The 25,020-nt window shown below is 38.1% G+C and carries 23 protein-coding genes; 11 read left to right on the forward strand and 12 right to left on the reverse strand.

What is annotated here, in order from left to right:
- Positions 1-7: 7 nt before the first annotated feature.
- From J4051_RS17535 to J4051_RS17545, 3 genes are all read right to left on the reverse strand, one after another.
- Positions 8-1,102 (reverse strand): carboxylate-amine ligase, encoded by a 1,095-nt coding sequence (locus J4051_RS17535; RefSeq protein WP_208235185.1) that lies wholly within the window; start codon positions 1,100-1,102, stop codon positions 8-10.
- Positions 1,103-1,168: 66 nt separating this feature from the next.
- A complete protein-coding gene (locus J4051_RS17540; RefSeq protein ID WP_208235186.1) occupies positions 1,169-2,131 on the reverse strand; it encodes an ATP-grasp domain-containing protein in 963 nt (320 codons plus the stop codon).
- 73 nt (positions 2,132-2,204) lie between these two features.
- Positions 2,205-2,909, reverse strand: a complete 705-nt coding sequence (locus J4051_RS17545; protein ID WP_208235187.1) for an esterase family protein — start codon at positions 2,907-2,909, stop codon at positions 2,205-2,207.
- A 391-nt stretch (positions 2,910-3,300) separates the two neighbouring features.
- On the opposite strand from J4051_RS17545, the gene J4051_RS17550 reads away from it, so the two are divergent.
- The 4 genes from J4051_RS17550 to J4051_RS17565 all read left to right on the forward strand — a co-directional run bounded on the left by J4051_RS17550 (position 3,301) and on the right by J4051_RS17565 (position 6,545).
- Positions 3,301-3,924 (forward strand): tetratricopeptide repeat protein, encoded by a 624-nt coding sequence (locus tag J4051_RS17550; protein WP_208235188.1) that lies wholly within the window; start codon positions 3,301-3,303, stop codon positions 3,922-3,924.
- A 24-nt stretch (positions 3,925-3,948) separates the two neighbouring features.
- Entirely contained in the window at positions 3,949-5,283 is a 1,335-nt protein-coding gene (locus J4051_RS17555) for a 2TM domain-containing protein (protein WP_208235189.1), read from the forward strand.
- Positions 5,274-5,597: a 2TM domain-containing protein gene (locus tag J4051_RS17560; protein ID WP_317192740.1), complete on the forward strand. Its 324-nt coding sequence runs from the start codon at positions 5,274-5,276 to the stop codon at positions 5,595-5,597. The genes J4051_RS17555 and J4051_RS17560 overlap by 10 nt, the downstream gene beginning before the upstream one ends.
- A 192-nt stretch (positions 5,598-5,789) precedes the next feature.
- Entirely contained in the window at positions 5,790-6,545 is a 756-nt protein-coding gene (locus J4051_RS17565) for a LytR/AlgR family response regulator transcription factor (protein WP_208235190.1), read from the forward strand.
- Here the strand turns inward: J4051_RS17565 and J4051_RS17570 are convergent, their stop codons facing one another.
- Entirely contained in the window at positions 6,546-7,718 is a 1,173-nt protein-coding gene (locus J4051_RS17570) for an LETM1-related biofilm-associated protein (protein ID WP_208235191.1), read from the reverse strand.
- Positions 7,719-7,935: 217 nt separating this feature from the next.
- Between J4051_RS17570 and J4051_RS17575 the strand changes: the two genes are divergently transcribed.
- From J4051_RS17575 to J4051_RS17590, 4 genes are all read left to right on the forward strand, one after another.
- Positions 7,936-8,586, forward strand: coding sequence for a DUF4331 family protein (locus tag J4051_RS17575; RefSeq protein ID WP_208235192.1), 651 nt, complete (start codon positions 7,936-7,938; stop codon positions 8,584-8,586).
- 18 nt (positions 8,587-8,604) lie between these two features.
- A complete protein-coding gene (locus J4051_RS17580) occupies positions 8,605-9,153 on the forward strand; it encodes a DUF4331 family protein (protein ID WP_208235193.1) in 549 nt (182 codons plus the stop codon).
- Positions 9,154-9,233: 80 nt separating this feature from the next.
- Positions 9,234-10,523, forward strand: coding sequence for a tetratricopeptide repeat protein (locus J4051_RS17585; protein WP_208235194.1), 1,290 nt, complete (start codon positions 9,234-9,236; stop codon positions 10,521-10,523).
- Between the two features lie 12 nt (positions 10,524-10,535).
- Entirely contained in the window at positions 10,536-12,770 is a 2,235-nt protein-coding gene (locus tag J4051_RS17590; protein ID WP_208235195.1) for a TonB-dependent receptor, read from the forward strand.
- A 459-nt stretch (positions 12,771-13,229) separates the two neighbouring features.
- Here the strand turns inward: J4051_RS17590 and J4051_RS17595 are convergent, their stop codons facing one another.
- The 8 genes from J4051_RS17595 to J4051_RS17630 all read right to left on the reverse strand — a co-directional run bounded on the left by J4051_RS17595 (position 13,230) and on the right by J4051_RS17630 (position 20,061).
- Positions 13,230-14,075 carry an SMP-30/gluconolactonase/LRE family protein gene (locus J4051_RS17595; protein ID WP_208235196.1) on the reverse strand — a complete coding sequence of 282 codons (846 nt, stop codon included), beginning with the start codon at positions 14,073-14,075 and terminating at the stop codon, positions 13,230-13,232.
- Between the two features lie 26 nt (positions 14,076-14,101).
- The gene (locus tag J4051_RS17600; RefSeq protein WP_208235197.1) at positions 14,102-14,488 is read right to left on the reverse strand and encodes a hypothetical protein; all 387 of its coding nucleotides are present in this window, start codon (positions 14,486-14,488) and stop codon (positions 14,102-14,104) included.
- 153 nt (positions 14,489-14,641) lie between these two features.
- Positions 14,642-14,998 (reverse strand): bleomycin resistance protein, encoded by a 357-nt coding sequence (locus J4051_RS17605; protein WP_208235198.1) that lies wholly within the window; start codon positions 14,996-14,998, stop codon positions 14,642-14,644.
- 150 nt (positions 14,999-15,148) lie between these two features.
- A complete protein-coding gene (locus J4051_RS17610) occupies positions 15,149-15,547 on the reverse strand; it encodes a hypothetical protein (RefSeq protein ID WP_208235199.1) in 399 nt (132 codons plus the stop codon).
- A gap of 153 nt (positions 15,548-15,700) precedes the next feature.
- Positions 15,701-16,411 (reverse strand): membrane or secreted protein, encoded by a 711-nt coding sequence (locus J4051_RS17615; protein ID WP_208235200.1) that lies wholly within the window; start codon positions 16,409-16,411, stop codon positions 15,701-15,703.
- A 330-nt stretch (positions 16,412-16,741) separates the two neighbouring features.
- Positions 16,742-18,223, reverse strand: a complete 1,482-nt coding sequence (locus J4051_RS17620) for a potassium/proton antiporter (RefSeq protein ID WP_208235201.1) — start codon at positions 18,221-18,223, stop codon at positions 16,742-16,744.
- Positions 18,224-18,438: 215 nt separating this feature from the next.
- Positions 18,439-18,855, reverse strand: a complete 417-nt coding sequence (locus J4051_RS17625; protein ID WP_208235202.1) for a hypothetical protein — start codon at positions 18,853-18,855, stop codon at positions 18,439-18,441.
- A 186-nt stretch (positions 18,856-19,041) separates the two neighbouring features.
- Complete coding sequence (locus J4051_RS17630) at positions 19,042-20,061, reverse strand: cytochrome-c peroxidase (RefSeq protein ID WP_208235203.1); 1,020 nt, start codon at positions 20,059-20,061, stop codon at positions 19,042-19,044.
- Between the two features lie 299 nt (positions 20,062-20,360).
- Between J4051_RS17630 and J4051_RS17635 the strand changes: the two genes are divergently transcribed.
- From J4051_RS17635 to J4051_RS17645, 3 genes are all read left to right on the forward strand, one after another.
- Positions 20,361-20,903: a hypothetical protein gene (locus tag J4051_RS17635; RefSeq protein WP_208235204.1), complete on the forward strand. Its 543-nt coding sequence runs from the start codon at positions 20,361-20,363 to the stop codon at positions 20,901-20,903.
- 201 nt (positions 20,904-21,104) lie between these two features.
- Complete coding sequence (locus J4051_RS17640; RefSeq protein WP_208235205.1) at positions 21,105-23,444, forward strand: TonB-dependent receptor; 2,340 nt, start codon at positions 21,105-21,107, stop codon at positions 23,442-23,444.
- Between the two features lie 4 nt (positions 23,445-23,448).
- A complete protein-coding gene (locus tag J4051_RS17645; RefSeq protein WP_208235206.1) occupies positions 23,449-24,777 on the forward strand; it encodes a hypothetical protein in 1,329 nt (442 codons plus the stop codon).
- The last annotated feature ends 243 nt before the right edge of the window (positions 24,778-25,020 follow it).

Raw genomic sequence — 25,020 nt, forward strand, 5'->3', positions numbered from 1 at the left:
ATTTTTTCTAAGTTCCTAAAATGGTCTGCTCCATAATATAGTCCACCACTTTAGTCAAATCCTTGGTTTCTTCGAAAACAGCGAGCTGTCTGTCAGCACCTGTGCCATTTTTTATCATGGTTTTGACGTGTTCTATTTCCTTTCGGGAACCGAGCTCATCCACAACATCATCTACGAAATTAAGCAATTCGAGCATTAAATCTTTCGTGTTTACTTCACATTCCTTGCCAAAGTCGATCATACTGCCATCAAGTCCGTATCTGCTGGCGCGCCATTTGTTCTCATTTATCAATGCACGATGATAGAGCATAAAGTTAAGATTTTGTGTTCTCAGCTTATAAAGTTTTGCTACCAAGGCCTGAATTAATGCAGCAATGCTCAAGGTTTCTTCAATGGTCATCGGTACGTCACAAATACGTACTTCCAAGGTTGGGAAGAATGGATGCATACGAATATCCCACCATATTTTTTTAGGATTGTCAATACAATTCGTTTTGATCAGTACATTTATATAATGCTCATATTCCGCAACAGTTTGAAAAACTCCGGGAATTCCTGTTCTTGGAAATTTATCAAAAACTTTCGAACGAAATGATTTAAAGCCTGTATTTCGACCTTCCCAAAACGGCGAATTGGTTGATAAAGCATATAAATGCGGTAAGAAATAGCGCATGGCGTTGGTTAAATGCAAGGACATTTGTTTGTCTTCTATTCCCACATGCACATGGAGTCCGAAAATTAAGTTCGAACGTGCTGTATCTTGTAGTTCATGCACGATTTCGTCGTACCGTGGGTTTGGTGTAATCAGTTGTGTTTCCCACTTCGTAAAAGGATGGGTTCCCGCAGCGCCAATTTTAAAACCTAAAGAGTTGGCAATTTCAGAAATCGATTTGCGCAAATGGGTAAGATCCTTTCTGGCCTCCGTAATATCATTACAGATATTGGTGCCAACTTCCACTACCGCTTGGTGCATTTCTGCCTTGACCTGGTCATTCAATATTTTTTCGGCTACGGTAACAATTTGTTGGTCATGCGAGATCAGTTCCCGCGTTGTTGGACAGATGACCTGATATTCTTCTTCAATGCCTAATGTAAACTTCATAAAATCGGGTGGTTTATATGAAAATCTTTCAGTCCCGAAGTATCGAGACTGAAAGGTTAGTGAATCTTATTTATAAACAGTCTTTTTGCCAGTGATCTGATCTTTAACAAATGTGCCCCATGTAAGGTTCATTTTGTCTTTCTTGTATTGTTTTGCTTTGTTAATGGCCATATTAGCAGCATTTTCAACAATCCAGTCAAAATTTTCCTGACCTACAGAATTGATATCTGCATCTGGCGCTGGGTTACAGAAGTCAATAGCATACGGGATGCCGTCGCGAATAGCAAACTCTACCGTATTGAAATCGTAGCCTAATGCTTTATTCAAGCGGATAGAATAGTTTTTAACCAAATCTAAAATCTCTTGTTTTACAGGAGGTCCATCAATCACATAACGTAAGTGGTGCGGATTTCTTGGCTCATATTGCATGATATGAACGTTGTCAGTATCTAACACGTAACATCTGAAATATTCCGTAAAATTGATTTCCTCTTGGAGCATCATGACCAAATTCTCTGTCTCTCCATGTTTTTTCCATAGATCTTGAGGGTTTTCAACGCGATACACGCTCTTCCAACCACCGCCATCATGAGGTTTCATATAGGCAGGGAAGCCAATAGTATCAAACATATGTTCCCAAGCAAATGGAAATTTCATGTTTCGGAATGAATTTTCATCTGTGTCCGGTGGACGATGTGATGTTGGTAAAATAAAGGTTTTTGGTACTGGAACACCTACTTTTTCTGCGAGGGCATTGTTGAAGAATTTTTCGTCAGCACTCCACCAAAATGGGTTGTTGATGACTGCCGTACCTGAAATAGCCGCATTTTTAAGGAAGGCGCGATAAAATGGCACATCCTGAGAAATCCTGTCTATAATAACCGCATAATCTGTTGGTTTAGCTTGCTCCACCATATCGATGGAAACAGCTTCCGCCATTATCCCCTTTACCTTTTTTTCATTGACGCGATCAATAAACGCTTGAGGGAATGTATTCTCTTGTCCGAATAGGATGCCTATTTTCTTCATAAATTTTAGTTTTATTATTTCCTCGAAGGAGGAAATCTATTTAATATCTGTTTTGGTTGTTTGTTTTTAGTTTTTAAAGTTTTGAAAGGTATTCTGGAAACATTTGACGCCATAACGGCCAATCATGCTTAGCCCACTTACGTACGTCATACCAAAAAGGAATGTTCTTGTCGCGGAGTATTTTGGCCATTTTGTCATTGGCTTCCAAACAAATATCCCATTCACCGACTCCAAGAATAATTTTCATTTTCCATAGATCGGGATGGTTATTGCCCGGTAGATAGTCTATGGGATTATTAAAGAATACGTTATCATCATAATGTCGCCCAACAAATGAGGTAATGTCAAACGCACCGCTCATGCTGAACATGTGGCTGACTTTTTCAGGATGTTTGAAGGCGAAATTTGATGCTTGGTACCCGCCAAAGCTTGGACCTGCAACGGCTACTTTTGGTAAGCGTTTTTCATGACAAATTGAATTGACTACTTCATTCATGATAAATTGGTCATACCAATTATGATTTTTTGCCCGTTGTGCGGGGTGAATTTTTTTGTTATACCAGCTCAGTTCGTTAATGCCATCTGGACAGTAAATCTGTACTTTACCCTGTTCAACAAACCATCGGACGGATTCCACAAGTTTCATGTCTTTACATTCATTGTGTTTGCCCATAGTAGTTGGGAAAAGTATTACGGGATACCCTGAATGTCCAAAAACAAGCATTTCTATGTCTTTACTAAGGGTCGGTGAGTACCATTTGTGATGTTGTTCTTTCAATATATTATCTTTTAATGGGTTAGGGTAAAATTGTAAACTAAGAACGGATGCTTCTTTTTGTGCAGAAGTTTAGTTTGATTGATTATTATTAAACGAGTACAACAATATACTTTTTTTAATTACAAATGCAATAGCATATATCAGGATTCTTAAATTTTTGTGAAAAACATAAAGAATATGAAGTAATTTTAATTTTTCATAGTTTATTTTATGTCTTAAGGTGGTTTAATTTCATTTTGTCCCTTTTTTTTAATTTCGGTTGGTTTTGTAGTCAATGCCTGAGAGTCATTTATTTACAGTTCATCCTTCTGATCTGACAGTTCAGACCTCTAAGTTTTTTGAATTTATAGAGTCAACCGATATTTGGGTATATAAACCAATATTAATTGAGATGAAGCATATAATTATCATTACCGTATTATTTGTGACTGGAATTTTATCTGCACAAAGTGACTATGACAAAGGCATGGAAAAGGCATTTGAACTTTGGAAAAATGATCAATGGACCGAAGCCGAGCAGTTTTTTGAGCGCATCGCCGCCGCTGAACCAGATGCATGGTTGCCAAATTATTATATTGCCCAAATGAACAGTTTAAAATCTTGGGAAGAAAAGGACGCTAATAAGGTAAAGGGCCAATTGGAGAAAGCGCAAAACTTTCTCAATGATGCCATGGCCATTGAAAAGGACAATGCTGATCTCTTGGTCATGCAAGCACAGATATTGACCAACTGGGTGGCTTTTGACGGGATGACCTATGGGATGAAATATTCTGCAAAAATATCAGAGCTATACAATAAAGCTTATGCTTTGGCTCCCGAAAATCCGATGGTAGTTCTCGGGAGGGCTGAGTGGAATATGGGAAGCGCACGTTATTTTGGACAGGACACCAAACCATTTTGTAAAGAAGTGGAAAAATCCATTGAACTTTTTGCTAACTTTAAGCCTGAAACTGCTTTTTATCCCAATTGGGGACGGGAGCGTGCCGAATCCGTATTAAAATCCTGCAACGACTAATTCACGTTAAATAGATACAAACTCATGACCATCAAATCCATTAAAAGTTTATACCTCACGTTTATTATAGGATGCGCGGTATATCTCATAGGGAACTTTCTGTCAAACGGGTTTGATTATAGCACAATCAATGATTTTTTAATTGACTTTGGGTTTTACCAACTTTATGCTTTCCTTTTAGGATATACCAATTATTTCTACTTTGCCTATCTCGAGAAACTGACCTGGAAAAAAGAAGATGGTTTAAAACGAATTATTGTTGGTATAACCGGTTCGGTCATACTTACTATGAGCGGCTTGTTTGTTTTGAACGGTTTGCAGTATTATCTCTATAGAGGAAGCTCATGGATTGAGTTTTTGCAAACACAACGCTGGAGTAACTACAGTTTTGGACTTTGGATTACCCTGACCATTGTTATTATTTTTCATTTTGTTTATTTCTATAACCGTTATCAACAGAATAAGATTAAGGAGCAAAAGGTCATTGCCCATGCCGCCAGCGCGCAATTTGAAAGTCTGAAAAATCAGATCGATCCTCATTTTTTGTTCAATAGCTTGAATGTATTGACTTCGCTGATCGAAGAAAATCCTGATAACGCACAGCGCTTTACAGTGTCTTTATCGAAGATTTACAGATATGTTTTAGAACAAAAGGATAAAGAGTTGGTGACGGTTGCCGAAGAATTGGAGTTTGCCAAAACCTATATGAACTTGTTGACAATGCGTTTTGAAAACAGTCTTACTTTTGAGATTCCAGAGCACTTCAACAATGAGGATGCAAAGGTGGTGCCCTTGTCCCTGCAATTGCTTTTGGAAAATACCATTAAGCATAATACGGTGAGCGAATCAAAACCTTTGCATATCAAAATCACGGTGGAAGATAACTATTTGGTAGTGCAGAATAATTTACAGAAAAAAGAAGTCCTTCAAACCAGAAAAGGGGTAGGACTGCAAAATATTGTCAATAGATATGGTATCCTAACCAAACGAAAGGTGTTGATTGACGAATCAAGCACCTATTTTAAGGTGAAAATACCTGTCTTGACCAAACAAATTTCAATCATGGAAACAAAACATTTATATAACGAAGATACCGCCTATTATAGGGCAAAAAAGAGAGTGGAAGACATCAAGGGTTTCTTTGGGAACTTAGTGTCCTACTGCGTCGTCATTCCGTTTTTAATATTTATCAACTACAAAACCTCATGGAATTATCAATGGTTTTGGTTCCCAATGTTGGGCTGGGGGATGGGCATCATCTTTCATGCTTTTGGCGTATTTGGATACGGAAAGGAATGGGAAGAACGAAAAATAAAAGAAATATTGGAAAAAGAACAACAGACTAACACATGGAACTAATGGAACCGAATTATTTTGAAAAGGAACGTTACGATCGCGCTAAGAAACGCGTAAAAAAAATCTCTGGATTTTACAGTCATCTGTTGGTTTATGTAGTCATTAACCTAATGATTGTAGTGGTGAATGTCCAGCAATTGGATGTAGGTGAAAGTTATTTTAAATGGCAGAACTTCACGACATTGTTTTTCTGGGGCATCGGACTTTTAGCGCATGGCCTATCGGTGTTTATGCCGTATGTCGTCTTAGGAAAAAACTGGGAAGAACGAAAAATAAAAGAATTTATGGAAAAGGAGCGGAAAAGTAAGTGGGAGTGATGGTTCAAGGTTCAGTGTTCAACATTCGAGATTCAGGATTCAGGATTGAAGTTCAAGTTTCAAGATTATAGAAAATAGAGAATAGAATTAAGTATCAAGAATCAAGAGGCAAGAACATAGAAAAAAGAACATAGAACAAGAATCAATAACTTTGGAAATCCCTAATGCCTAATACCTAATCCCTAATTCAAAATGAACATCATCATCATAGAAGACGAAAAACCATCCGCAAGACGTTTGCAACGCATGTTGGCTAATTTACAGATTGAAGCCAATACCCTGTTGCATTCTGTTGAGGAATCCATTGCTTGGTTTTCAGAAAATACCCATCCCGATTTGATATTTTTGGACATCCAACTGAGTGATGGTTTGTCTTTTGAAATCTTTGAAGCTATGGAAATCAATTCGGCGGTTATTTTCACAACCGCTTATGATGACTATGCATTACAGGCCTTCAAGCTCAATAGTATTGATTATTTGTTGAAACCGATTGATGAAGATGATCTCGCAAAGGCGGTTACAAAGTATAAGACGCGCTTGCCGGTACAGAAATCGGTGGTGATTGATTTTGATGACATCCGTAAAATGTTGGTCAATCCGTTGGATCGGACTTATAAAAAGCGGTTCTCGGTTAAAATAGGACAGCATTTGAAACTGATCGCTGCAGAAGATATCGAATGCTTTTACAGCGAGAATAAAGGCACCTATGCCTATACCTGCGATGGACGAAACTATCTTTTGGATGTGAGTTTGGAACAGTTGGAACCCGATTTAGAGCCAGCCCTATTTTTTCGGGTGAGTAGAAAATTCTATGTGAATATCGATGCCATTAAGGACATGATCAGTTATACCAATTCACGAATTCAAATCAAATTAAAGACCTTTAACGAACACGACATTATCGTGGCACGAGAACGGGTCAAGGATTTTAGGGAGTGGTTGGAATGATTAATCGTCGATCCTATTGTCATCAAACGCCGATGGTAATAGCTTTGGAATGAACTTAATGAATAAAGGCAGTAAAATGGCACCGCCAGGCAGCATAAAGATGGCCAAACTTGGAATAGATTTAAAAATGTCCAACAGTTGTTCCTGAATCTTTTTATGTTCTTCATCCGTCAGGTCTCTCTGGGTGGACTGGGTCAATAACACCATCAATTCTTTGCTTTCCCTAAGTTCTTTTACCAAGCGTTTACTGTTTCTGCTGATGAGCTTGATGACCATCTTACTGGAATTGTCATAAAAACTCTGAACAAAATTCTTAGAACCTAAAGAAGCTATCCGATTGTCATTATGGGAATAAAAATCATCAATATCCTGAATGGATTGTTTTAAAACGGATGGATCCAGGTTTAAATGACTGCAAAACTGCGTTAGAAATTCATTTTCACTTTGGTCAACCGTTTTATCTGTCCATGACGCCATACAGGCCAGATCAATGGTATATTGTTTTTCTAAAGAGGTTTTAAGCGCCGTAATCGCATCGCCATAATCCATGGGATCATTATTATGGTAACGTCTTGAGGCCTTGAACAATTTTGTCAAGCTATCGTCATATTTGCTCTTTTGATGCTTGGATTCAAAAACTTCAATCACAATCGTTTCTATGGCATTTTCTAAAGTTTGTAGGTATTGGTCAGAAACGCTGCCGGTGTTTAAAAACTGTTTATAGGCAAGAAGGTCTACAAACAAAAGCGCATTGATAATAAAATAATTAAAGTTTTTTGTAAAAATATTGTCATCAATATGAATGCGCTTATGGATCAGGTCTTCCAAAAGGGCCGCAGATTTCTTTCTGCCTAAGATAGTATCCAAAATCGAGGTTTTACTTACAGTAATGGCGCTATAAAAGCTGATAATACTATCAATGAAATTTTCTTCGGATGGATTGTTCTCGTAAAAATAGTAGAAGGCCAATATGAGATTTGCCTTGCACATTTCTTCATCGGTGAGGTCGTTTTTCGGAATTGCATTACTCACTATCCCTACATTACTTCCATAAATAAATCCACAAAACTTGAGTTCTTGGTAGAAAGATTCAAGGGGCTTATTCACAAAGGTTTCCTTTAAAGAAACTTCGTTGAGCAGTTTTTTTATCCAGCCAGATGAAGAAGGATTCATAGTCATCATTCAATTAGGCTGCAAAGATACTTAATTTATTGAGCTCGGTATTATTTTTTTAGCCATCGAAGCTAAAGAAAACCGGATCTCTTTTCTTCTCATACGGCCAAACAATACTTTTTTTTTCATAATAATCACATTTTTACAAAACCGCCTTTTTCTTTTTTCCGTAGGTATGCACAGAGACATTTAATAATTAACAAAAAATCTCAATATTATGAAAAAAACAAAAATTTTATTAGGAGTAGCAGTTATTACGGTAGCGGGCTTCTTCGCAATTGCGGCAGATCACATGGATGCGCCAGCAGTTACCGGTGGCACAAATGACATCACCGACTTCTATGCCTTTCAGGGGCAAGACAACGGCAACATCGTATTTGTAGCGAATGTTCAAGCGCTTTTATCGCCTACTGAAACCCAGTCGGCTATGTTTGATGAGAACACGATGATTGAAATCAACATTGATACCGATGGTGACGCCGTTGAGGATTTAGTTATCCAGGCCATTCCTAAAGACGGGAAGATGTATTTCTTCGGCCCAGTAGCACCGGCTCAAACCGGGTTGATGAGTACAGTGCGTACTTCAGGAACATCCTCAAGTGTTGCTATCACAAAACCAGGTGCCAATGCAACCATCGCGACTAACGCAGGCATGAGCTTCTTTGCTGGCCCACGTGACGACCCCTTCTTTTTTGATGTGGATCAATACAAAGCTATTATTGCAGGTACTGCCACAGGATTTGAAAATCCAGGAACAGACACCTATGCAGGAACAAACGTTTTGTCTGTAGTTGTAGAAGTGCCAAAATCAATGATTGGTGGTACAGGAAGTGTCAACTCTTGGGTTGAAACAAAAAGAAAACAATAAACTCTAAAAAACTTAATTATGAATTTCAATACAATAAAAATAGCTGCAATCGCAGTATTAGTGTCACTTACTGCATATAACTGTAGTAACGACGACGACTCAAATGAACCTACAGGCCCTGACTTTTCTGGCACTTATGCCCAAGAAGATCAAATGGGACGACCAGGAATTAGCACCGTGTTTGTCTCAATGGGAAACAAAGATGCCTTTAACGTTACCATTCCATCCAAACAGAGCGCAGGTTATCAGGCGGCTTTTCAAAGTAAATTGTTAGCCTTGAATCCTGGTTATGCCACCAATGCATTGGGGATGGACGCCGCAACTTTCACTGGAGCTTTGGCTACAGATGTTCTGACGGTTTCTTTAGATGGAACGACCACGTTTTTTGATGGCACCAATGTGCTGACCGGTCGTACCTTGGCAGATGATGTTATCGATGTCGAATTACTATTGATCTTTGGTGGCCCAATGGGTACCGATAATGGGAGCTTATCCAGTGATAATGTGGATGCGAATGATAAACCTTTCTTAAGCTCATTTCCATATTTGGCAGCGCCACATATATAAAATGAATAATCCCTGGAATAACGTCCCCAAGTTATTTCAGGGTTATTTTTAAAGACAAAAAAACTCAAAAAAACAACCTCATGAACTCAAAATATATTTTAACACTCTGCTTTTTGGTTATATTAAGTAGTTGTACCACATCTTCAAAAAAAGTTTCAAACCCTTCAGATTATGATCGCTATTTGGATTTGGCTGAAAATAAAACATGGAATGATGCCCAAAAAGATTATGATTTTTGGAGCAAAAAATTAGAAGCTGCACCCAACCAATACAGTTACTTAAGTAAAATTGCCCATGCCAACGCAACAATGTTTGCTTCCACTGGAAAAATCGATTACTTAAAATCGGCAGAAAACAACCTTCTTGCCCTTAACGAGGTCAGCAATTATGAATCTTCTGGCGCTATGAAAACTTTAGCGGCCAACTATATATCCCAACACAAATTCAAGGAAGCCTTACAATTGTTGAACAAAGCTGAAATGAACGGCGACAAACTTGAAGGCACTCAAAAAATGTTATTTGATGTGCATTTAGAACTGGGAAACTATAAAATGGCCAAAACCTATCTGGCGAAATTTGAAAACATGTCAGATTTTGATTATCTGATTCGATTGGCCAAATGGAGTGACCATCAAGGCAATTTGGATGCTGCCATTACCTATTTGGAAAAGGCCAAAACTATTGCAGAGTCTTCAAATTTGAAAGGAATTAAACAATGGGCTTACACCAACTTAGCTGATTTTTATGGACATGCGGGTAGAATCGACGATTCCTACACCCATTTCTTAATGGCACTGGAACTCGATCCAAACGATGCTTATGCTAAAAAGGGTATTGCTTGGATTGTCTATTCACACGAAAAAAATCCTGATGAGGCGTTGCGGATTTTAAATTCGGTCATGAAAGATTACCATGCACCAGATTATTATTTGATGAAATCTGAAATTTATGAGTTTAAAGGTGATATGGCGGCCAAAGATGAACAACTGACATTATATACCGATGCAGTTAAAAATAAGGCCTATGGCGATATGTACAATCAATACAATGTACAATTGTACACTGATGAAAATCAAAATTTGAAAGACGCCATCGCTATTTCGAAAATTGAGATAGAAAACAGACCAACCCCACATTCTTATGATCTATTGGCCTGGTCCTACTTTAAAGACGGACAGCTGCAAGAGGCATTGGCATTGACCAGAAATCATGTATTAGGGTTTACTGCCGAACCTATGGCATTGTACCACAGTGCAGAGATTTTAAAAGCTGCCGGCGAACTTGAGGACGTCAAAGCGCTCAAACCAGATTTAATGGATAGTGCTTATGAATTGGGTCCAATAATGGCAGCAAAAGTAAGCCAACTATAAAAGGAAATAGATATGAAACTTACAAAATTAACAACACTTTTTGCGGTGTTGGGTGGCATAGCTATGACCCAAGCGCAGCAGATAAAGGGAAAGATAACAGATACGAAAAACCAGCCATTGGAAGCCGCTTATATTTATAATCTCAATAGTAAAAGTCATGCCCACAGCTCTGAAAACGGTTTGTTTATTATAGATAATAACACGATAGGTGATAGTCTTAAAATAGGATTACTGGGCTACGGAACAAGAATTATTGCGTTGAACGCTTCAAATTTTAAAGATGTTACCACCACCATATTGGAAGAGAAAGCTTTTCAACTGGATGAGATGGTACTGACGGAAGAACTTAATCCCGTAAGCACAATCAGTCGTTTGGATTTAAATACCAATCCGCTCAACTCATCTCAGGAAGCACTGCGTAAAATTCCGGGCTTGATCATTGGTCAACATGCGGGAGGCGGAAAGGCAGAACAAATATTTTTAAGGGGCTTTGACATTGATCACGGGACGGACATTTCCATTTCGGTAGATGGTATGCCCGTAAATATGGTGTCTCATGCCCACGGACAAGGCTATAGTGATCTCCATTTTTTGATCCCGGAAACTGTGAATAAAATTGATTTTGGAAAAGGGCCGCATTATGCCAATCATGGCGATTTTGCAACGGCTGGCTATGTTGATTTCTCAACCAAAGACTACCTTAAGGAAAGTTCAATCTCCGTAACTGCTGGTCAATTCAATAGCCTACGCACTTTGGGATTGTTCAATCTTTTGGAAAACACAAAAAATCAAAATGCTTACATCGCCGCAGAATATCTGGCGAACGATGGCCCATACGTGTCACCACAAAACTTTGACCGTGTCAATATCTTTGGAAAGTACGTCGCGTTTTCGCCCAATAATGATAAGATATCGTTAACAGCGTCACATTTTACAAGTCGCTGGGACGCTTCTGGACAAATCCCGCAACGTTCGGTTGATGATGGTAGCATTACAAGATTTGGTGCCATTGATGATACAGAGGGTGGCGAAACCGAACGTACCAATGTGAATGTGGAATTCAATAAATTCATTTCAAATAACACCAGGTTTAAGACCAATGCGTTTTACTCACATTATGCTTTTGAGCTGTATTCTAACTTTACCTTCTTTTTGGAAGATCCCATCAATGGTGATCAGATCAAGCAAAAGGAAGACCGTCAGATTTTTGGACTGAACACCACTTTTATTCATGATACCAATTTGGGCGATACGCCATTGACGCTGACCTCAGGTTTAGGATTTAGACAGGATCGGGTAGATGATATCGAATTGTCGCACACTTTGAACAGAAAGACGGTTTTAGAAAATATCCAATTGGGCGATTTGAATGAAACAAACGTCAACGCTTTTGTAAACGCCGAGTTTGAATTTGGTAAATTCAGAATAGCCCCAGCCTTACGTTTGGACTATTTCAAGTTTTTATACAACGATCAATTACAGTCCCAATACCAAAGTCTGTCTGAAACCAAAACAATAGTGAGTCCGAAATTGAATTTCTATTGGGATGTGAAGGACAATTACCAAGTCTTCTTGAAATCGGGAATTGGCTTTCACAGCAATGATACCCGCGTAGTGGTGAGCAATCAAGGAAAAGATGTTTTGCCAAAAGCTTACGGTGTGGATCTGGGTGATATCTGGAAACCGCTTCCAAACCTGGTCGTCAATACGACGTTATGGTATTTATTTTTAGAGCAGGAGTTTGTATATGTTGGAGATGCCGGAATTGTAGAACCAAGCGGGAAAACGGAACGATATGGTTTGGATTTTGGATTCAGGTATCAGTTTAACGATTGGTTGTTTTTGGATACCGATTTGACCTTGACCCACGCCAGAAGTACTGAGGATCCGAAAGGCCAGAATTATATTCCGTTAGCGCCAAATTTTACGATGGCAGGAGGCTTGTCCGTCAATGATTGGAACGGCTTTTCTGGAGGATTGCGATACCGATTTATCGATGACCGTCCGGCAAATGAGGATAATTCCATAGTGGCGGAAGGCTATTTTATTGCCGATTTTAATGCCAATTATAGTTTTGACAATATCACTATAGGTTTTGCCATTGAAAACTTATTTGATGTGGATTGGAATGAAACCCAGTTTGCCACGGAATCAAGACTTCAAAATGAAGCGCAATCAGTAGAGGAAATTCATTTTACCCCTGGAACACCGTTTTTTATTAAAGGCACGATTGCCTATAGATTTTAAAATGAAAGATTTTGAGTGCTGTTAATTTGAGGGAATTAACTTTAGCAGGAATGGACACCGTTCTTTTCTGCGATGATACCACGTGAGTTGTGGTAGTTTTTTAGAGTTTTTTGTTAGTGGAGAGTGCCTGGCTATAGCGATATGGTCAGGTGCTTTCTTGTTATAAGCGAATCTAATCATATATTTTCAAGATGTATCACATTGACAACTATAGATTGTCGTTGTTAAGAAAGATTGTTTTTCTTGATTTTGTAAGAGAGGGGTGAGGTGCAAGTGTACTCCAAATTGTTGGTGGAAAACACCAACAGCGGCGAAAAGAGATTGATGAGGTGGAAAAGTTATAAAAACTGTTGATGGTAACTGGCAACATTGGTGAAGGAGAATATTAACAGTGGCAGAAGTGACTTTTCTGATATGATAACCTTGCGAAGGAAAAGTCAGAACTTGCCGAGGGGTCTGTTACAATTCCACAACTTCAATATTGCCTCTATCGGCCATGGTGATATAACATTTTTTGTAGTCGTTGCTGAAGGTGATGTTGGATGGATTCCTACCAGTTAATTCTATTTCTCTCACTAAAACTCCCGAAGACGATAACACTGCAATAGTTCCTTTTCCGTAGCGACACACATAGATATTTCCGCTACCGTCAAAACGCATCCCGTCCATTCCAAAATCGTCAAAAGAAATAAACTCTTGTTTATTTTCTATAAAACCATTGTCAAGGATGTCATAGACCCAAATTTTTCTTTGGACGGATTCATTGACATAGAGTTTTTTGCCATCAGGACTTACTTCAATACCGTTGGTGGTTCCCATGTTGTCTTCGAGCAATTCAAATCCATTTTCTTTGGTTACTTTCCATAGTTTACCGGTATTGTCTGACCAGTTCGGATCGCTGGCGTAAAGAGTGCCGTTTGGGGCAATAGCGATGTCATTGGGTTGATTGGCGGTTGGCTCGTGGGCAAAGACCTCGATTTTTTTGCTTCTCAAATCAATTTCCAGAATGTTGTGATTGACATAATCCGCCACAAACATCTGATGATTTTTGCCAAACCGTATCCCATTGCCAATACTGCCATTGGGTAGTTTTACTAATACCGAACCTTCTCCACTTGGAGTGACTTTCCCTATCGTGCCTTGTTCTTCAAAGTTCACGGCATAAACATTTCCTTCGTAATCGGTTGCTGGGCCTTCAACGCCTTCTGTAAAACTCCCTTCTTTAGTGAAATCGCTGCTCTTCAACTGTTGTGCGCATGACGTAGACAGGACTAATAATAGGGCCAAATTTGTAATTATTTTCATTGATATATTGTTGGTGAATATTGGATTTAGTTGATTTCTAAATTTAAACTTTTCAAGACAGTCTCCAAATCTATTAAAGATTTTTCGTCAATAAACTTTGTATCGATGATCAGTTCATCAGTATCGGTTTTGAGTTTATAATCTCCAGCAAATAGTTTAATGGATTTAATATCCTTTAGATTTATTTTTTTTGGAATCAGATGGTTTTTGGAGATCGTTCCATCTTCTATGGTGAGATATTGCTTGTTGTGTTCAAAAAGATAAATACTGAAATATAGTATTCCCAATAGTAAATAACCATAGTTGAAAATATTGTCTGAAAAAAAGATGACGGCGATCACACCAAAAATCAACCATAGTATTCCAATGGCCATGAAATATCTGAGACGCTTTTTTTTGAATTTTATTTTCATTTTTATTAGCAGTTAGACTGTCTCAACTATGAATAGTTGCTTTGGTTGCCCTTAATTTACATAGTTCATATTATTCTGACAACCATTAGGTGTTTTACAAGTGGGCGAGGACAACCAATGATATATAGCTATCGTTGTCAGTCCGCTATATTCTTAAATTATTTGTCCAAATGTCAATAAATTACTATCTGGATCAAGTACTGAAAATTCCTTTTGTCCCCACGGTTTGATGTCCAATGGGCCATTCGGATGGATTTTTGTCTTTTTCGTCAATAATGGTTTATAAAACTCGTCGATATTATCGGTTCTGATATAAACTTGTCCGTAATTTTCTTTTTGATCAAGTTCTTTAAATTCAAAGAAATGGATTTGAATTTGGTCTTTTTCCATCATTAGGTAGCCATCAAAGTCGGCATTTCCATATTCTTTAAATCCCAATTGGTTTGAGTAAAATTCCCGAGTCACGTTTTTGTTCCGCATTGGTAATTTAGGATGAATGTCTGTGAGCATATACTTTCACGTTTAGATATATTTTAATTCCCACCAGTGTGTTTTCAATATCCCGAGGCTTGCCTCGATCAAAAAGACAATTCCTTATTCATACCTCGTGGGCTTGTCCGCCCATGCCGGTCGGACCTCGGGGTTCTTGATTCTAAAATATTATATATTATGAATACGTCCTTTCAATTTTCGCTTGTTGAAAGAACTGACTCTTGTTTGATCTTGTTTTTTTATAATTGCATATACAATGACAGGCACCAGCAAGAAACCACCAACAATTAAAATCACATAAGGGTTTCGACTTCCAGAAAATATTGGATTCAGGAAAAAGATCATTAGTGGCGTGCCAATAATAAGAAACAAACCTGCTCCAATTTGAGCAATACTGGATTGTTTTGTGTAAAACTCATCAACGTGAAGTTCCGTATTCTTTCCGCAGTCTTTACAACTCAGAGTTTTGTTTTCACCATCTTGCATTGCAAATTCAACTCTTGTATTTGCACTTGTCGAATAATTTATTTCGCTTTGGCAGTTTTTACATTTTCCGTAAACTTTCATTAATTTATTGCGTTTGTTTTATATGTTGTACAACTCGTATTTACAAGTGGCTAATATACTTGTATTACCATTTAATGAGTATTATTTATAAAATGATTGATGTCAATAATCTTGATTATCGTTGGTGGAAAACACCGAGTGGCAAAATCATAATCAATCCCTCAAACTCCAAATTTCGTTGATAGGATCTCCTTTACTGGAGAATCCAGTGTGATGCCATTGTCCATCAATCAGTTCGTAATTGAATTTCAAGCTCATTCCAACTCGGGAATCGTCTCTTGAAAAGAATTCGATGTTCTCGGTGTATTCCCCATTGATGGTGGTGTAGGTGCCTCCGCCCGTGCCCATGAACTGTTTGGTTTCTATATTGTAAGCAATCCACTGAAAGCGAGTTCCAGATAGAATTTTCATGGTTTTGCGTGGGCCACTGGTGTCACGTGTTTGAGCTTTGCTATCTACAACACGACCTGACATTAACCAAGCGCCTTGTAATGCTCCTGGCTCACCATTATCTATTCTGGTCAGTTTCAGATTCTTGTCATCTATTTTAAGTTCATTATCGGCAACAGTCACTTTAGAACTGGTTTCGGTGCCAACGCGTTCAGGATCATTGGTGTCAAATTCCACTTTTCTTGTTAGGATATCATTTTCCAATGACCAACTACCGCCATGGGTTTCAATAAATTTTCCATTAGTGGCATGAAATGTTGTTGACACTTCATATCCATCCACAAAAACAATTACATTTTTTAATTGGTCTCCGTTTTCCGAAGTTGATAAATTCTCCCATGCGCCAATAATACCTTGTGCATGAACTCCAAACGATAGGAAGATGCAGACGAGCGATAGACATATTTTTTTCATGACTTTAAATTTTTGTGTTAATTGTCCAGTTTAAAACAGCTAGAATTTTAAAAAAAAATCATACGATTTTGATAATGACGACTAATTTCGATTGTCAGACATCTAATATACTGATTATACCCGAATTTGATGTTGTATAAATTCTTCTCTGATGTTCATTTGTCTCATCATTAAAGCAATGCTCCACGCTCTTGGAATAGACTGAAAGGAATATATAAATTCTATGTTTGAAAAGCACGTTCTTTTGCCATGATTTAAAGCAGTTGGCAGTGATAATATACTGAGAGGATTTAAAAGAAGCCTTCGGGAACTACTTCTATTTATGTCGGACTAAGAGGTTTTTGCGTATTTTGGATGGAAAAGACATTCTTCGACTTTTAAATAATCTTCAGGTCTATCAGCGAGCACCATCAAAACGTCATTGGCTTTAATTTCAGTTGACCCGCCCGGGCGAATATATTGATCATCGCGTTTGATCATGACTATAAATGCTTCTGGGGGGAAGTGCAAATCGACAATTCTTTTGTTTATCGGAGAAAATTCAGGTGAAATTGTAAATTCCTGCAATGACGATTTTGGAAGATCCAAAAGAAGTTCATCTATTGGCGTGATCTTTTTTGCTTGTTCTGGGATACCGACTCTCAGCCATTTTGCCACAACGCCTAATGATGTCCCTTGGATGAGAACAGAGGTTACCGAGATAAAAAATACGATACTAAATATCATATCGGCCTTTTCAATTCCAGCGAGAAGCGGGTAGGTCGCAAATACTATGGGAACAGCGCCACGCAAGCCAACCCACGAAATGTAGAAGCGTCTTCTCAATTTCATTTTAAAGAAAACTAAGCTTATAAAAACGGCTATAGGGCGCGCAACAATTATTAGAAATAATGAAATGAGCATACCAACTCCGATATATGGAACGATCTGCGATGGGAAAACTAAAAGGCCTAGCGTAAGGAATAAAACGATTTGCATAAGCCAAGCCAAACCATCATACATTTTTAAAATGGTTTTCTTTTGGATGATGTCTTGATTTCCGAGGTAAACCGCACAAATATAAATGGCCAAAAAGCCGTTGCCTCCAACAAAATCGGTGGCCGAAAAAGTGATGAACATCATTGAAATTACCAAAACTGGGTAGAGACCTTCAAAGCCAAGATTGATGCGATTAATGATGTGTTTACTGAGATATCCAAATCCAAAACCTGCGCCGGCACCTACAATCATTTGCTGTAAAAACATAGGCACAACCGAGCCAATACCCTGATCTTGATTGATGACTAAAGTTAAAAAGGCAATGGTCAGTACATAGGCCATGGGATCATTACTTCCACTTTCCAATTCTAATGTGGGCCTGATATTTTTTTTCAGCGCCAAGCTCTTTGATCGTAAAATTGAGAATACAGCTGCGGCATCTGTTGATGAGACGATAGAACCTAAAAGCATACTTTCATAAATGGTAAAGTCGGTAACGTAATAAACAAATCCGCCAAGTGAAAGGGCGGTCAGAAGAACGCCTAGGGTTGATAAAATAATACCTTCTTTAAGAATAGGTTTTATAGAGCTCCAATTGGTGTCCAGACCTCCTGAAAATAGGATGAAGTTAAGCGAAATAACACCAATGAGCTGTGCGTTTTTGGGGTTGTCAAAACGAATACCACCGATTCCCTCTGAGCCTGCCAGCATGCCAATGGTCAAGAATAATAATAATGTAGGAACACCAAATTTATAAGAAGTTTTACCTACGACAATGCTTATAAAAAGCAAGATGGAACCTACTAATAATATATTCTCACTGGTTAAACTCATAGTTTACGCTTTCCTAAAATAGATTTGCGCGAAGATACTTCTTTTTATTTTTATGAAATAAATTTCTTTGTAAGAGGGCTTTAGAAACACACTTTGTCTTGAAGGACAATGATGAATTTATAAATCGAAATTATTACACTTTCGGAAGTCGACGAATTCAATAAAGAAGCACCGATTAAAAAACAGAAGAGAGAGGTTTGGAGATGCAAACTAGTTTAATTTGACGGTAAATTATAGATTTTCAATTCGTTTTGAAATGCCACCAGTGAGGTTGGATTTACAATTTGAGCATCAATTATTAACTCACCATTTTCTGTCATTAGTTTTATATCACCCGCAAAATGCCTGACTGATTTTATATTAGTAAGTTTTGTTTTTTGGGGAAACATCGTGTTTTTTATTATTTCACCATTTTTAACCGTCAGATATTGTTTTTTGTTCTCAAAAAGGTAAACGGCGAACATGAAAATCCCAACAAAAATGTGTCCGATTCCGATAGCGTCCAAGGACATGATTTTCCACTCATCCATACCTTCTGATAATAAAATAAGAAGAACTCCAATGAAGATAAAGCCAATCCCCATGGTTAAATTGCCTTTTATTCTTTCTTTAGAGTAGTTGATGGTTGTCATTGGTCAAAGGTTTTAAATTATTTTCCATTTCCATGGCTCATTATACTACCTGAACATGCCTTCTCTAATCCCACAGATGGGGTTAAAAAAGGCATGCTTTCATCGTAAAAACAATTTCGTGTTCATACCGCATGGGTTGCCACTTAGTTTGGAACGAGTTTCGAGGTACTTGGGAAATTTATTTTCTTAACTCCCAAAAGGTGACTGTTTTACATCCTCTGGAATATCTGAAGAAAGACTGCCTAGAAACGCCACAATATTCTTGACTTCATCATCAGATAGGTCAACATTTCGTTGGAGTTTGCCCATGATTCTTACTGAATCATCCAAATCCTGTACGGATCCATCATGGAAATAAGGAGCGGTATGGACGATGTTTCGCAATCCTGGAACTTTAAAGAAATATTTTTCTGATTCTCTTTCGCTGATATCATACAGTCCAAGGTCAACATCTTCAGATTCCGTGTGTTTCCAATAATCATGAAACAAACCAAACTTCTGTAACATCTGACCACCCAAGGCAGGACCACTGTGACAGGTAATGCATCCGGAATCAATAAAGGCTTTCAATCCTTTTTTCTCATCAGTGTTCAATGCCGATTGATCACCCTCTAAATACTTATCAAATCTACTTTCTGGTATCAATGTGCGTTCAAAAGCCCCGATGGCATTGGTTAAATTGTTGAAGGTAATTGGGTCCTCATCCTCATAAGCCTTTGAAAAGAGTTCAAGATATAGATCCACTTCTTTCAATCGGTTGACCAATTGTTGTTCGTCTTTAATATTATGTTCTAACGGATTCAAAATTGGACCCCCAGCCTGTTCCTCAACATCAGCGGCTCTACCATCCCAAAACTGCATCTTGTGGAGTGCAGCATGAAATACAGTTGGCGAATTTCGTCCGCCTACGGTTCCGGGTGCATCCCCTGGAGAAAAACGCTCGTTGTCCACTCCATAGGTCTTAAGATTATGACAAGAATTACAGCTGATATTTCCTTCTCCAGACAAACGTGTATCAAAGAACAAATGTTTGCCCAGATTCACTTTGTCTGCATCTGGTGTTTCAAGATCCAATGATGAAATCGGTTGGAAGAAGTTGGTGGCAATAGGATACAAATCTTCATATCCATCGTCTGATTTTTCCTTTTGTTTGTTTCCACAGGCAATGAAAGCGGGGAGAATAAAGATTATGAGATATTTTTTCATAATTATAATATTAGTGTTAATGTGAAAATTACAAAATTAAATAGAAGTAACAAATGACTTTTGTCATACTTTAGGTCTTGCTGTAGGATAGAAAAAGGGTCTTTTTCAAATTCAGAACGATTTGTTTCTCAAATTTCACAATTTGAATTTTCACCATTTACTCCTATATTCTGAAGGCCAATAATATAATTTTTAGATTCCGACGTCTATTTTAAATATTTTGGAAAAACTAGTGATTCCATTTAGTCTTGTTCTAAATAAGGCTTAAATTTGCATGAAATTTTAAAAAATCAAATTCTATGAAGAAATTAGTTTTATTGAGTGCCCTTGTTTTTGGGTTGGTGTTTTATTCTTGTTCCAGTGATGACGATAATGGCGCAGAAAACACGGTCAGCTTAGTAGGCGAATGGCGATTGACCAATGTAGATTTTATCACCATGAAAGAAGGTGGAAGACCGGCGAGCGATGCGTGTATCGTGGAGCTTGTTGCAGGTTATGAATTCCGTGCGGATAACAAGGTCTATTTTATTTTAGGTGAGATGGATAGACCGTTATTTGACCCTTATGCAGAGGATTACTGGACTTGGGAAGGTGATTCCAAAGATTTTGAAATTGTACAGACCAACCCGATGAGCCCTCCTTATAATTTTGGTTTAAATCCAACCAACATCAAAACAAAGCAGGTTGAAGGGAAAGTCACGATGACCTTCCAGTCAAAAATGGGCAATGGTTCAGAAGCCAATTTCACTCTTGTAAAGGAGGCTATTGACAAAACAGAAACACCAGTATTGACCGATCCTGATGGTGAGGATTTTTATTGCGGATTTTTTGATCCTAAATAAATAACTTAAAGTAAATAATAGAAAGTGCCTTTATGGCGCTTTAAATGTCTGTTCGGGCGTATCCTAAATTCATCTTTATTATTCTGAGATGCTGTAGATGCGCCCGATACGGATAAAATAATTAGGAGTTTTAAATCGCTCCTCTTTTCTATGCTTAGGAATATTATACGCTTCTTTTTAATGTTTTTCACCTTGTTTTCTATGGCACAGAATACTGGGACGCTACAAGGTAAACTTATCAACTCGCTTGATGACCAGATAGAAAATGTTGAAATTCGTTTGGTTGAGACTAATGCTCGTACTCTGACCGACAAAGAAGGGAAATTTATTTTTAAGAATCTGCCTTCAGGTTTCTACAATGTCTATCCAGTGTACGACGGGTTTCAGTTCGACATTAAAAATGTCCAAGTGAGAGCTGGTGAAGTGCATGAAGTGACGCTCTACATTGAAATGCTCACCTATAATCTGGACGAAGTTAAACTGCGGACGCTTAGCATCAGTGAAAAATTAAAAAGCAGCGCTATCAAAGCAAATATCATCTCTGTGGAAGCCAATACGAGGCGTGCCAATTCTGTGGAAGATCTGGTCGATAAAAGTCCCGGGGTGAAAATACGGAATGTTGGTGGTCTTGGATCTGCGAGCAATATTATTGTTGGAGGATTTACGGGCAATGCGGTCAAGTTTTTATATGATGATATCCCAATTGATTATTTAGGATCCAATTTCGGCCTTACCAAGGTGCCTACCAACGCCATCAGTCGAGTGGAAATATACAAAGGCGTGTTACCTACAAAGATAGGAGTGGACGCTTTGGGCAGCGCCATCAATATTGTTCCTAAGACCAGTAAAAAAACATCGGGCACCGTTTCTTATGAAACAGGATCTTATAATACCCATATCGCAACAGCCAATGCGAATATAAAATTCAACGACCATCTCTTTCTTGGCGTCAATAGCTTTTATAATTATTCTAAAAACAATTATAAAGTAGATAATCTGCCCTATAAAGACCCCAATAGTGGACAGGTCAATTATATTCGGGAACGTTTGTTTCACAACGGATTTAATCAACATTCTTTAGAATTTTCTTTAGAAGCTCGACAATTATCCTGGGCAGAATCAATTGAGTTTAAAGTGAACTCCTACGGGCTGAAAAGAGATATTCAAAACGATCCTTTTTCTAGAGCCAGACCTTTTGGAGAGGTCTACAGACAGGAAAGCGGAAACTTTATTCCTTCCCTAAAATACAAAAATCATTTTTTCGAAAATAAACTGAGCGTCAATCAGTTTTTGGTCTATAGCAATATTGATTTTGAAATTTTTGACCAGGGCAAGAATGTTTATTATGATTGGAAAGGCGTGGCGCATACCACAAGTTCGGCTTCCGAAATGGGAAATATGCTTCTCCAGAACGGCTACATGCACACCAACTTTGAGCAATTGACCTCCCGAACCAATCTTAATTATTTGATCACTAATTATTTTCAAATAGAAAACAATACGGTTTATAGCAATTACAAGCGAAAATCCAATCTTGGAGACCAGAATCTGAATGGCACCACCTACAATAAGCTCATTACCAATTTTGCCCTGAATGCCCAGTTTTTTGATCGGAAATTGGAATCCAACACACAATTCAAGTTTCTATTTGGCAACTTCGCCGGACGCTATAATGCGTCAGACAATCCGCTAGAGGAGAACATTGTGGATAAGGAAGTGATAAATAAAGGTCTGAGCTTTTCGCAGGCCTTAAAATACAATATCAACGAGAAAAGCTATGTTCGGGTGTCTTATGAAAACACGTTTAGATTGCCAGAACAACAGGAGCTATTTGGCGACAATAATTTTATTGTAGCCAATTATGAATTGACTCCCGAGAAAAGTAAAAATATAAATTTGGGATACACCTATTCAGCCACCGATTTCGGTTTTGAAATAAACACCTACTATCGCGATACCCAGAATCTGATTCGTTTAAAAGATTTGAACCAATATCAAGCCATCAATCTCAACCTTGATAATGTGAAAGGCTTGGGCGTAGAGTTGCAGGCCAATTACGAACCCGTAGAAAAGTTACAGCTGTCGGGGAATTTAACTTGGAATGACTTTCGCTTACAATCGTCCAAAGATAAATATTTAAACAATCAACATTTTAAAGACGCACGGATTGCCAATATGCCTTTTTATTATGGAAATATCAGTGCCTCATATAATATCAAGGAGTTATTGAAGCTTTCCACCGATCTATCATTTTTTTGGGATTATTCTTATGTGCATCAGTATTATCTCGATTATATCGAAAAACAATTTGAGCCTGACGGATTTTTAGGCCTCTTCGGAACCTCAAAAATCAATACCAGCCGAATTATTCCAAATCAGCACACCCATAATATTGGATTTATCTATGTTCGCGATTTTTCTAAACAAAGCGTATCTTTTAGTGCAGAACTTAAAAATGTTCTTGATGAGAATATTTATAACGAATTCAAAATGCAAAGCCCTGGCCGACATTTTAGAATGAAAATAACCTATAGTTTTTAAGAGTATGAAGTCTTCAATTATATATAAAGCTTTCTTTGGTATTCTCTTGTTGGGGCTGATGCGTTGTGAAGTTAAAAACTTGGACGATGAAAATAAAAATCCGAAGACGGAGTATTCATCTAATAATTATGTGTTAGCTACAGAAGATGCTTCTACGGCCGATATTACCCGATTTTTTAGTTTTAATTTGGAAGGATTAGATACTGAAAAACAATATGATTTGATCCAAGACAATCAAACTTTTGTCAATTCAGATCCGTCAACCTCCTCAGGGCATCATTTTTTTAAGAACTATATCTTTAGTATGGCCAAGGACAAAAGAGGTTATTCGTCCACCCCAGGACTCTTTCGCCTCACATTGAACACATCAGACCAAGTGTTTATTGATAGCGAAATATATATAGGGAAGGGCAATCTTTTTCCATCGCGAAAATTGGCTTTAGTAAACGATGATCTCGGCTTTTATTATAATGAGGATAGTGGCGGTCAGACCATCCAAGCCTTTAATCCTTTGACTATGCAATTGGGAGATGCACTTGATTTGCGTCCATTTATCAAAGCGTTTCGTCCAGATGTTGAATTTGAGGATGCCTATGGGAATAATTTGGTGAGAACAGGATCTTTGGTCTTGGATTATAAAGATGATAAGCTGTATGTGAGTGTTGTCTTTTTGGAGGAAGCCAATTTCAACCTGATCTCCGAAGACGAAGAAAACTTCTATCTGGCGGTCATTGATATTCCGAGTTTTAGTTTTGAGAAAATCATTCAATATCACGGCGTCAAGACGGTCGGCTTTTTTGTTTCGGAAAATAATCCCACGACTAAAGATGAGGACGGAAATCTATATTTCTGCTCTTGGGGTTGGAATCAGTTTAATAACCATAACCCCTCAAAAATCTTTAGAATCAAAGCTGGTGAAACAGAATTTGATCAAGATTGGGAGATCGATATTGAATCGTTGTTCGGGGAGGGGAGAATTGCCCAATCGATTATGTCATATAACAACAAATTGTATTTGCACATTTCCGAAGCACCTTATTTATTTGACTCCAGTGAAGAGGTCGAAACCAGAAATGGCTTAAAACTATCTTATTACGAATTTGATACAGCTTCTCCTGAAAATTATACAAAATTGGAGGTGCCAACGTCCAATCCAGCCTCGCGTATGAATGTGTTCAATATTTTGGATGACAGACTTTTTATGGTGGTTCCTAATGCTATTACGCCCAATTTCAATGGGGTCTATTCCATCGACCGTCAGGGAACTCTTAAAAAGGAGATGCAGATTTCGAATAAATACCGACCGACGCGATTTTATAAACTTGGGGAATAATAGGTATGTCGCCCTTTCAGGGCAATATGGTAAATCGGTTATTTCCATTAGCATAGGTTCTACGCCCTATGCTAATGTATGACGCTCTTTCAGAGCTCTTGAAATGCGAGAGGTATATAATTGTTTTTCAGAAAGCGAAATCAGCCCAGGAAGGGGCGCCATATCATAACTTTCAATGGGGTTTATTCTATCGACCGTCAAGGTACTCTTAAAAAGGAGATGCAGATTTCGAATAAATACCGA

The organism is Gelidibacter pelagius (assembly GCF_017581925.1).
In the GTDB taxonomy this organism is placed as follows: Bacteria; Bacteroidota; Bacteroidia; order Flavobacteriales; family Flavobacteriaceae; genus Gelidibacter; species Gelidibacter pelagius.

Excerpts from the sequence above, each read along its gene's own strand:
- J4051_RS17535 (WP_208235185.1), bottom strand. The coding sequence starts at position 1,102 with ATGAAGTTTACATTAGGCATTGAAGAAGAATATCAGGTCATCTGTCCA.
- J4051_RS17540 (WP_208235186.1), bottom strand. The coding sequence starts at position 2,131 with ATGAAGAAAATAGGCATCCTATTCGGACAAGAGAATACATTCCCTCAA.
- J4051_RS17550 (WP_208235188.1), top strand. The coding sequence starts at position 3,301 with ATGAAGCATATAATTATCATTACCGTATTATTTGTGACTGGAATTTTA.
- J4051_RS17555 (WP_208235189.1), top strand. The coding sequence starts at position 3,949 with ATGACCATCAAATCCATTAAAAGTTTATACCTCACGTTTATTATAGGA.
- J4051_RS17560 (WP_317192740.1), top strand. The coding sequence starts at position 5,274 with ATGGAACTAATGGAACCGAATTATTTTGAAAAGGAACGTTACGATCGC.
- J4051_RS17565 (WP_208235190.1), top strand. The coding sequence starts at position 5,790 with ATGAACATCATCATCATAGAAGACGAAAAACCATCCGCAAGACGTTTG.
- J4051_RS17570 (WP_208235191.1), bottom strand. The coding sequence starts at position 7,718 with ATGAATCCTTCTTCATCTGGCTGGATAAAAAAACTGCTCAACGAAGTT.
- J4051_RS17575 (WP_208235192.1), top strand. The coding sequence starts at position 7,936 with ATGAAAAAAACAAAAATTTTATTAGGAGTAGCAGTTATTACGGTAGCG.
- J4051_RS17580 (WP_208235193.1), top strand. The coding sequence starts at position 8,605 with ATGAATTTCAATACAATAAAAATAGCTGCAATCGCAGTATTAGTGTCA.
- J4051_RS17585 (WP_208235194.1), top strand. The coding sequence starts at position 9,234 with ATGAACTCAAAATATATTTTAACACTCTGCTTTTTGGTTATATTAAGT.
- J4051_RS17590 (WP_208235195.1), top strand. The coding sequence starts at position 10,536 with ATGAAACTTACAAAATTAACAACACTTTTTGCGGTGTTGGGTGGCATA.
- J4051_RS17595 (WP_208235196.1), bottom strand. The coding sequence starts at position 14,075 with ATGAAAATAATTACAAATTTGGCCCTATTATTAGTCCTGTCTACGTCA.
- J4051_RS17600 (WP_208235197.1), bottom strand. The coding sequence starts at position 14,488 with ATGAAAATAAAATTCAAAAAAAAGCGTCTCAGATATTTCATGGCCATT.
- J4051_RS17605 (WP_208235198.1), bottom strand. The coding sequence starts at position 14,998 with ATGCTCACAGACATTCATCCTAAATTACCAATGCGGAACAAAAACGTG.
- J4051_RS17610 (WP_208235199.1), bottom strand. The coding sequence starts at position 15,547 with ATGAAAGTTTACGGAAAATGTAAAAACTGCCAAAGCGAAATAAATTAT.
- J4051_RS17615 (WP_208235200.1), bottom strand. The coding sequence starts at position 16,411 with ATGAAAAAAATATGTCTATCGCTCGTCTGCATCTTCCTATCGTTTGGA.
- J4051_RS17620 (WP_208235201.1), bottom strand. The coding sequence starts at position 18,223 with ATGAGTTTAACCAGTGAGAATATATTATTAGTAGGTTCCATCTTGCTT.
- J4051_RS17625 (WP_208235202.1), bottom strand. The coding sequence starts at position 18,855 with ATGACAACCATCAACTACTCTAAAGAAAGAATAAAAGGCAATTTAACC.
- J4051_RS17630 (WP_208235203.1), bottom strand. The coding sequence starts at position 20,061 with ATGAAAAAATATCTCATAATCTTTATTCTCCCCGCTTTCATTGCCTGT.
- J4051_RS17635 (WP_208235204.1), top strand. The coding sequence starts at position 20,361 with ATGAAGAAATTAGTTTTATTGAGTGCCCTTGTTTTTGGGTTGGTGTTT.
- J4051_RS17640 (WP_208235205.1), top strand. The coding sequence starts at position 21,105 with ATGGCACAGAATACTGGGACGCTACAAGGTAAACTTATCAACTCGCTT.
- J4051_RS17645 (WP_208235206.1), top strand. The coding sequence starts at position 23,449 with ATGAAGTCTTCAATTATATATAAAGCTTTCTTTGGTATTCTCTTGTTG.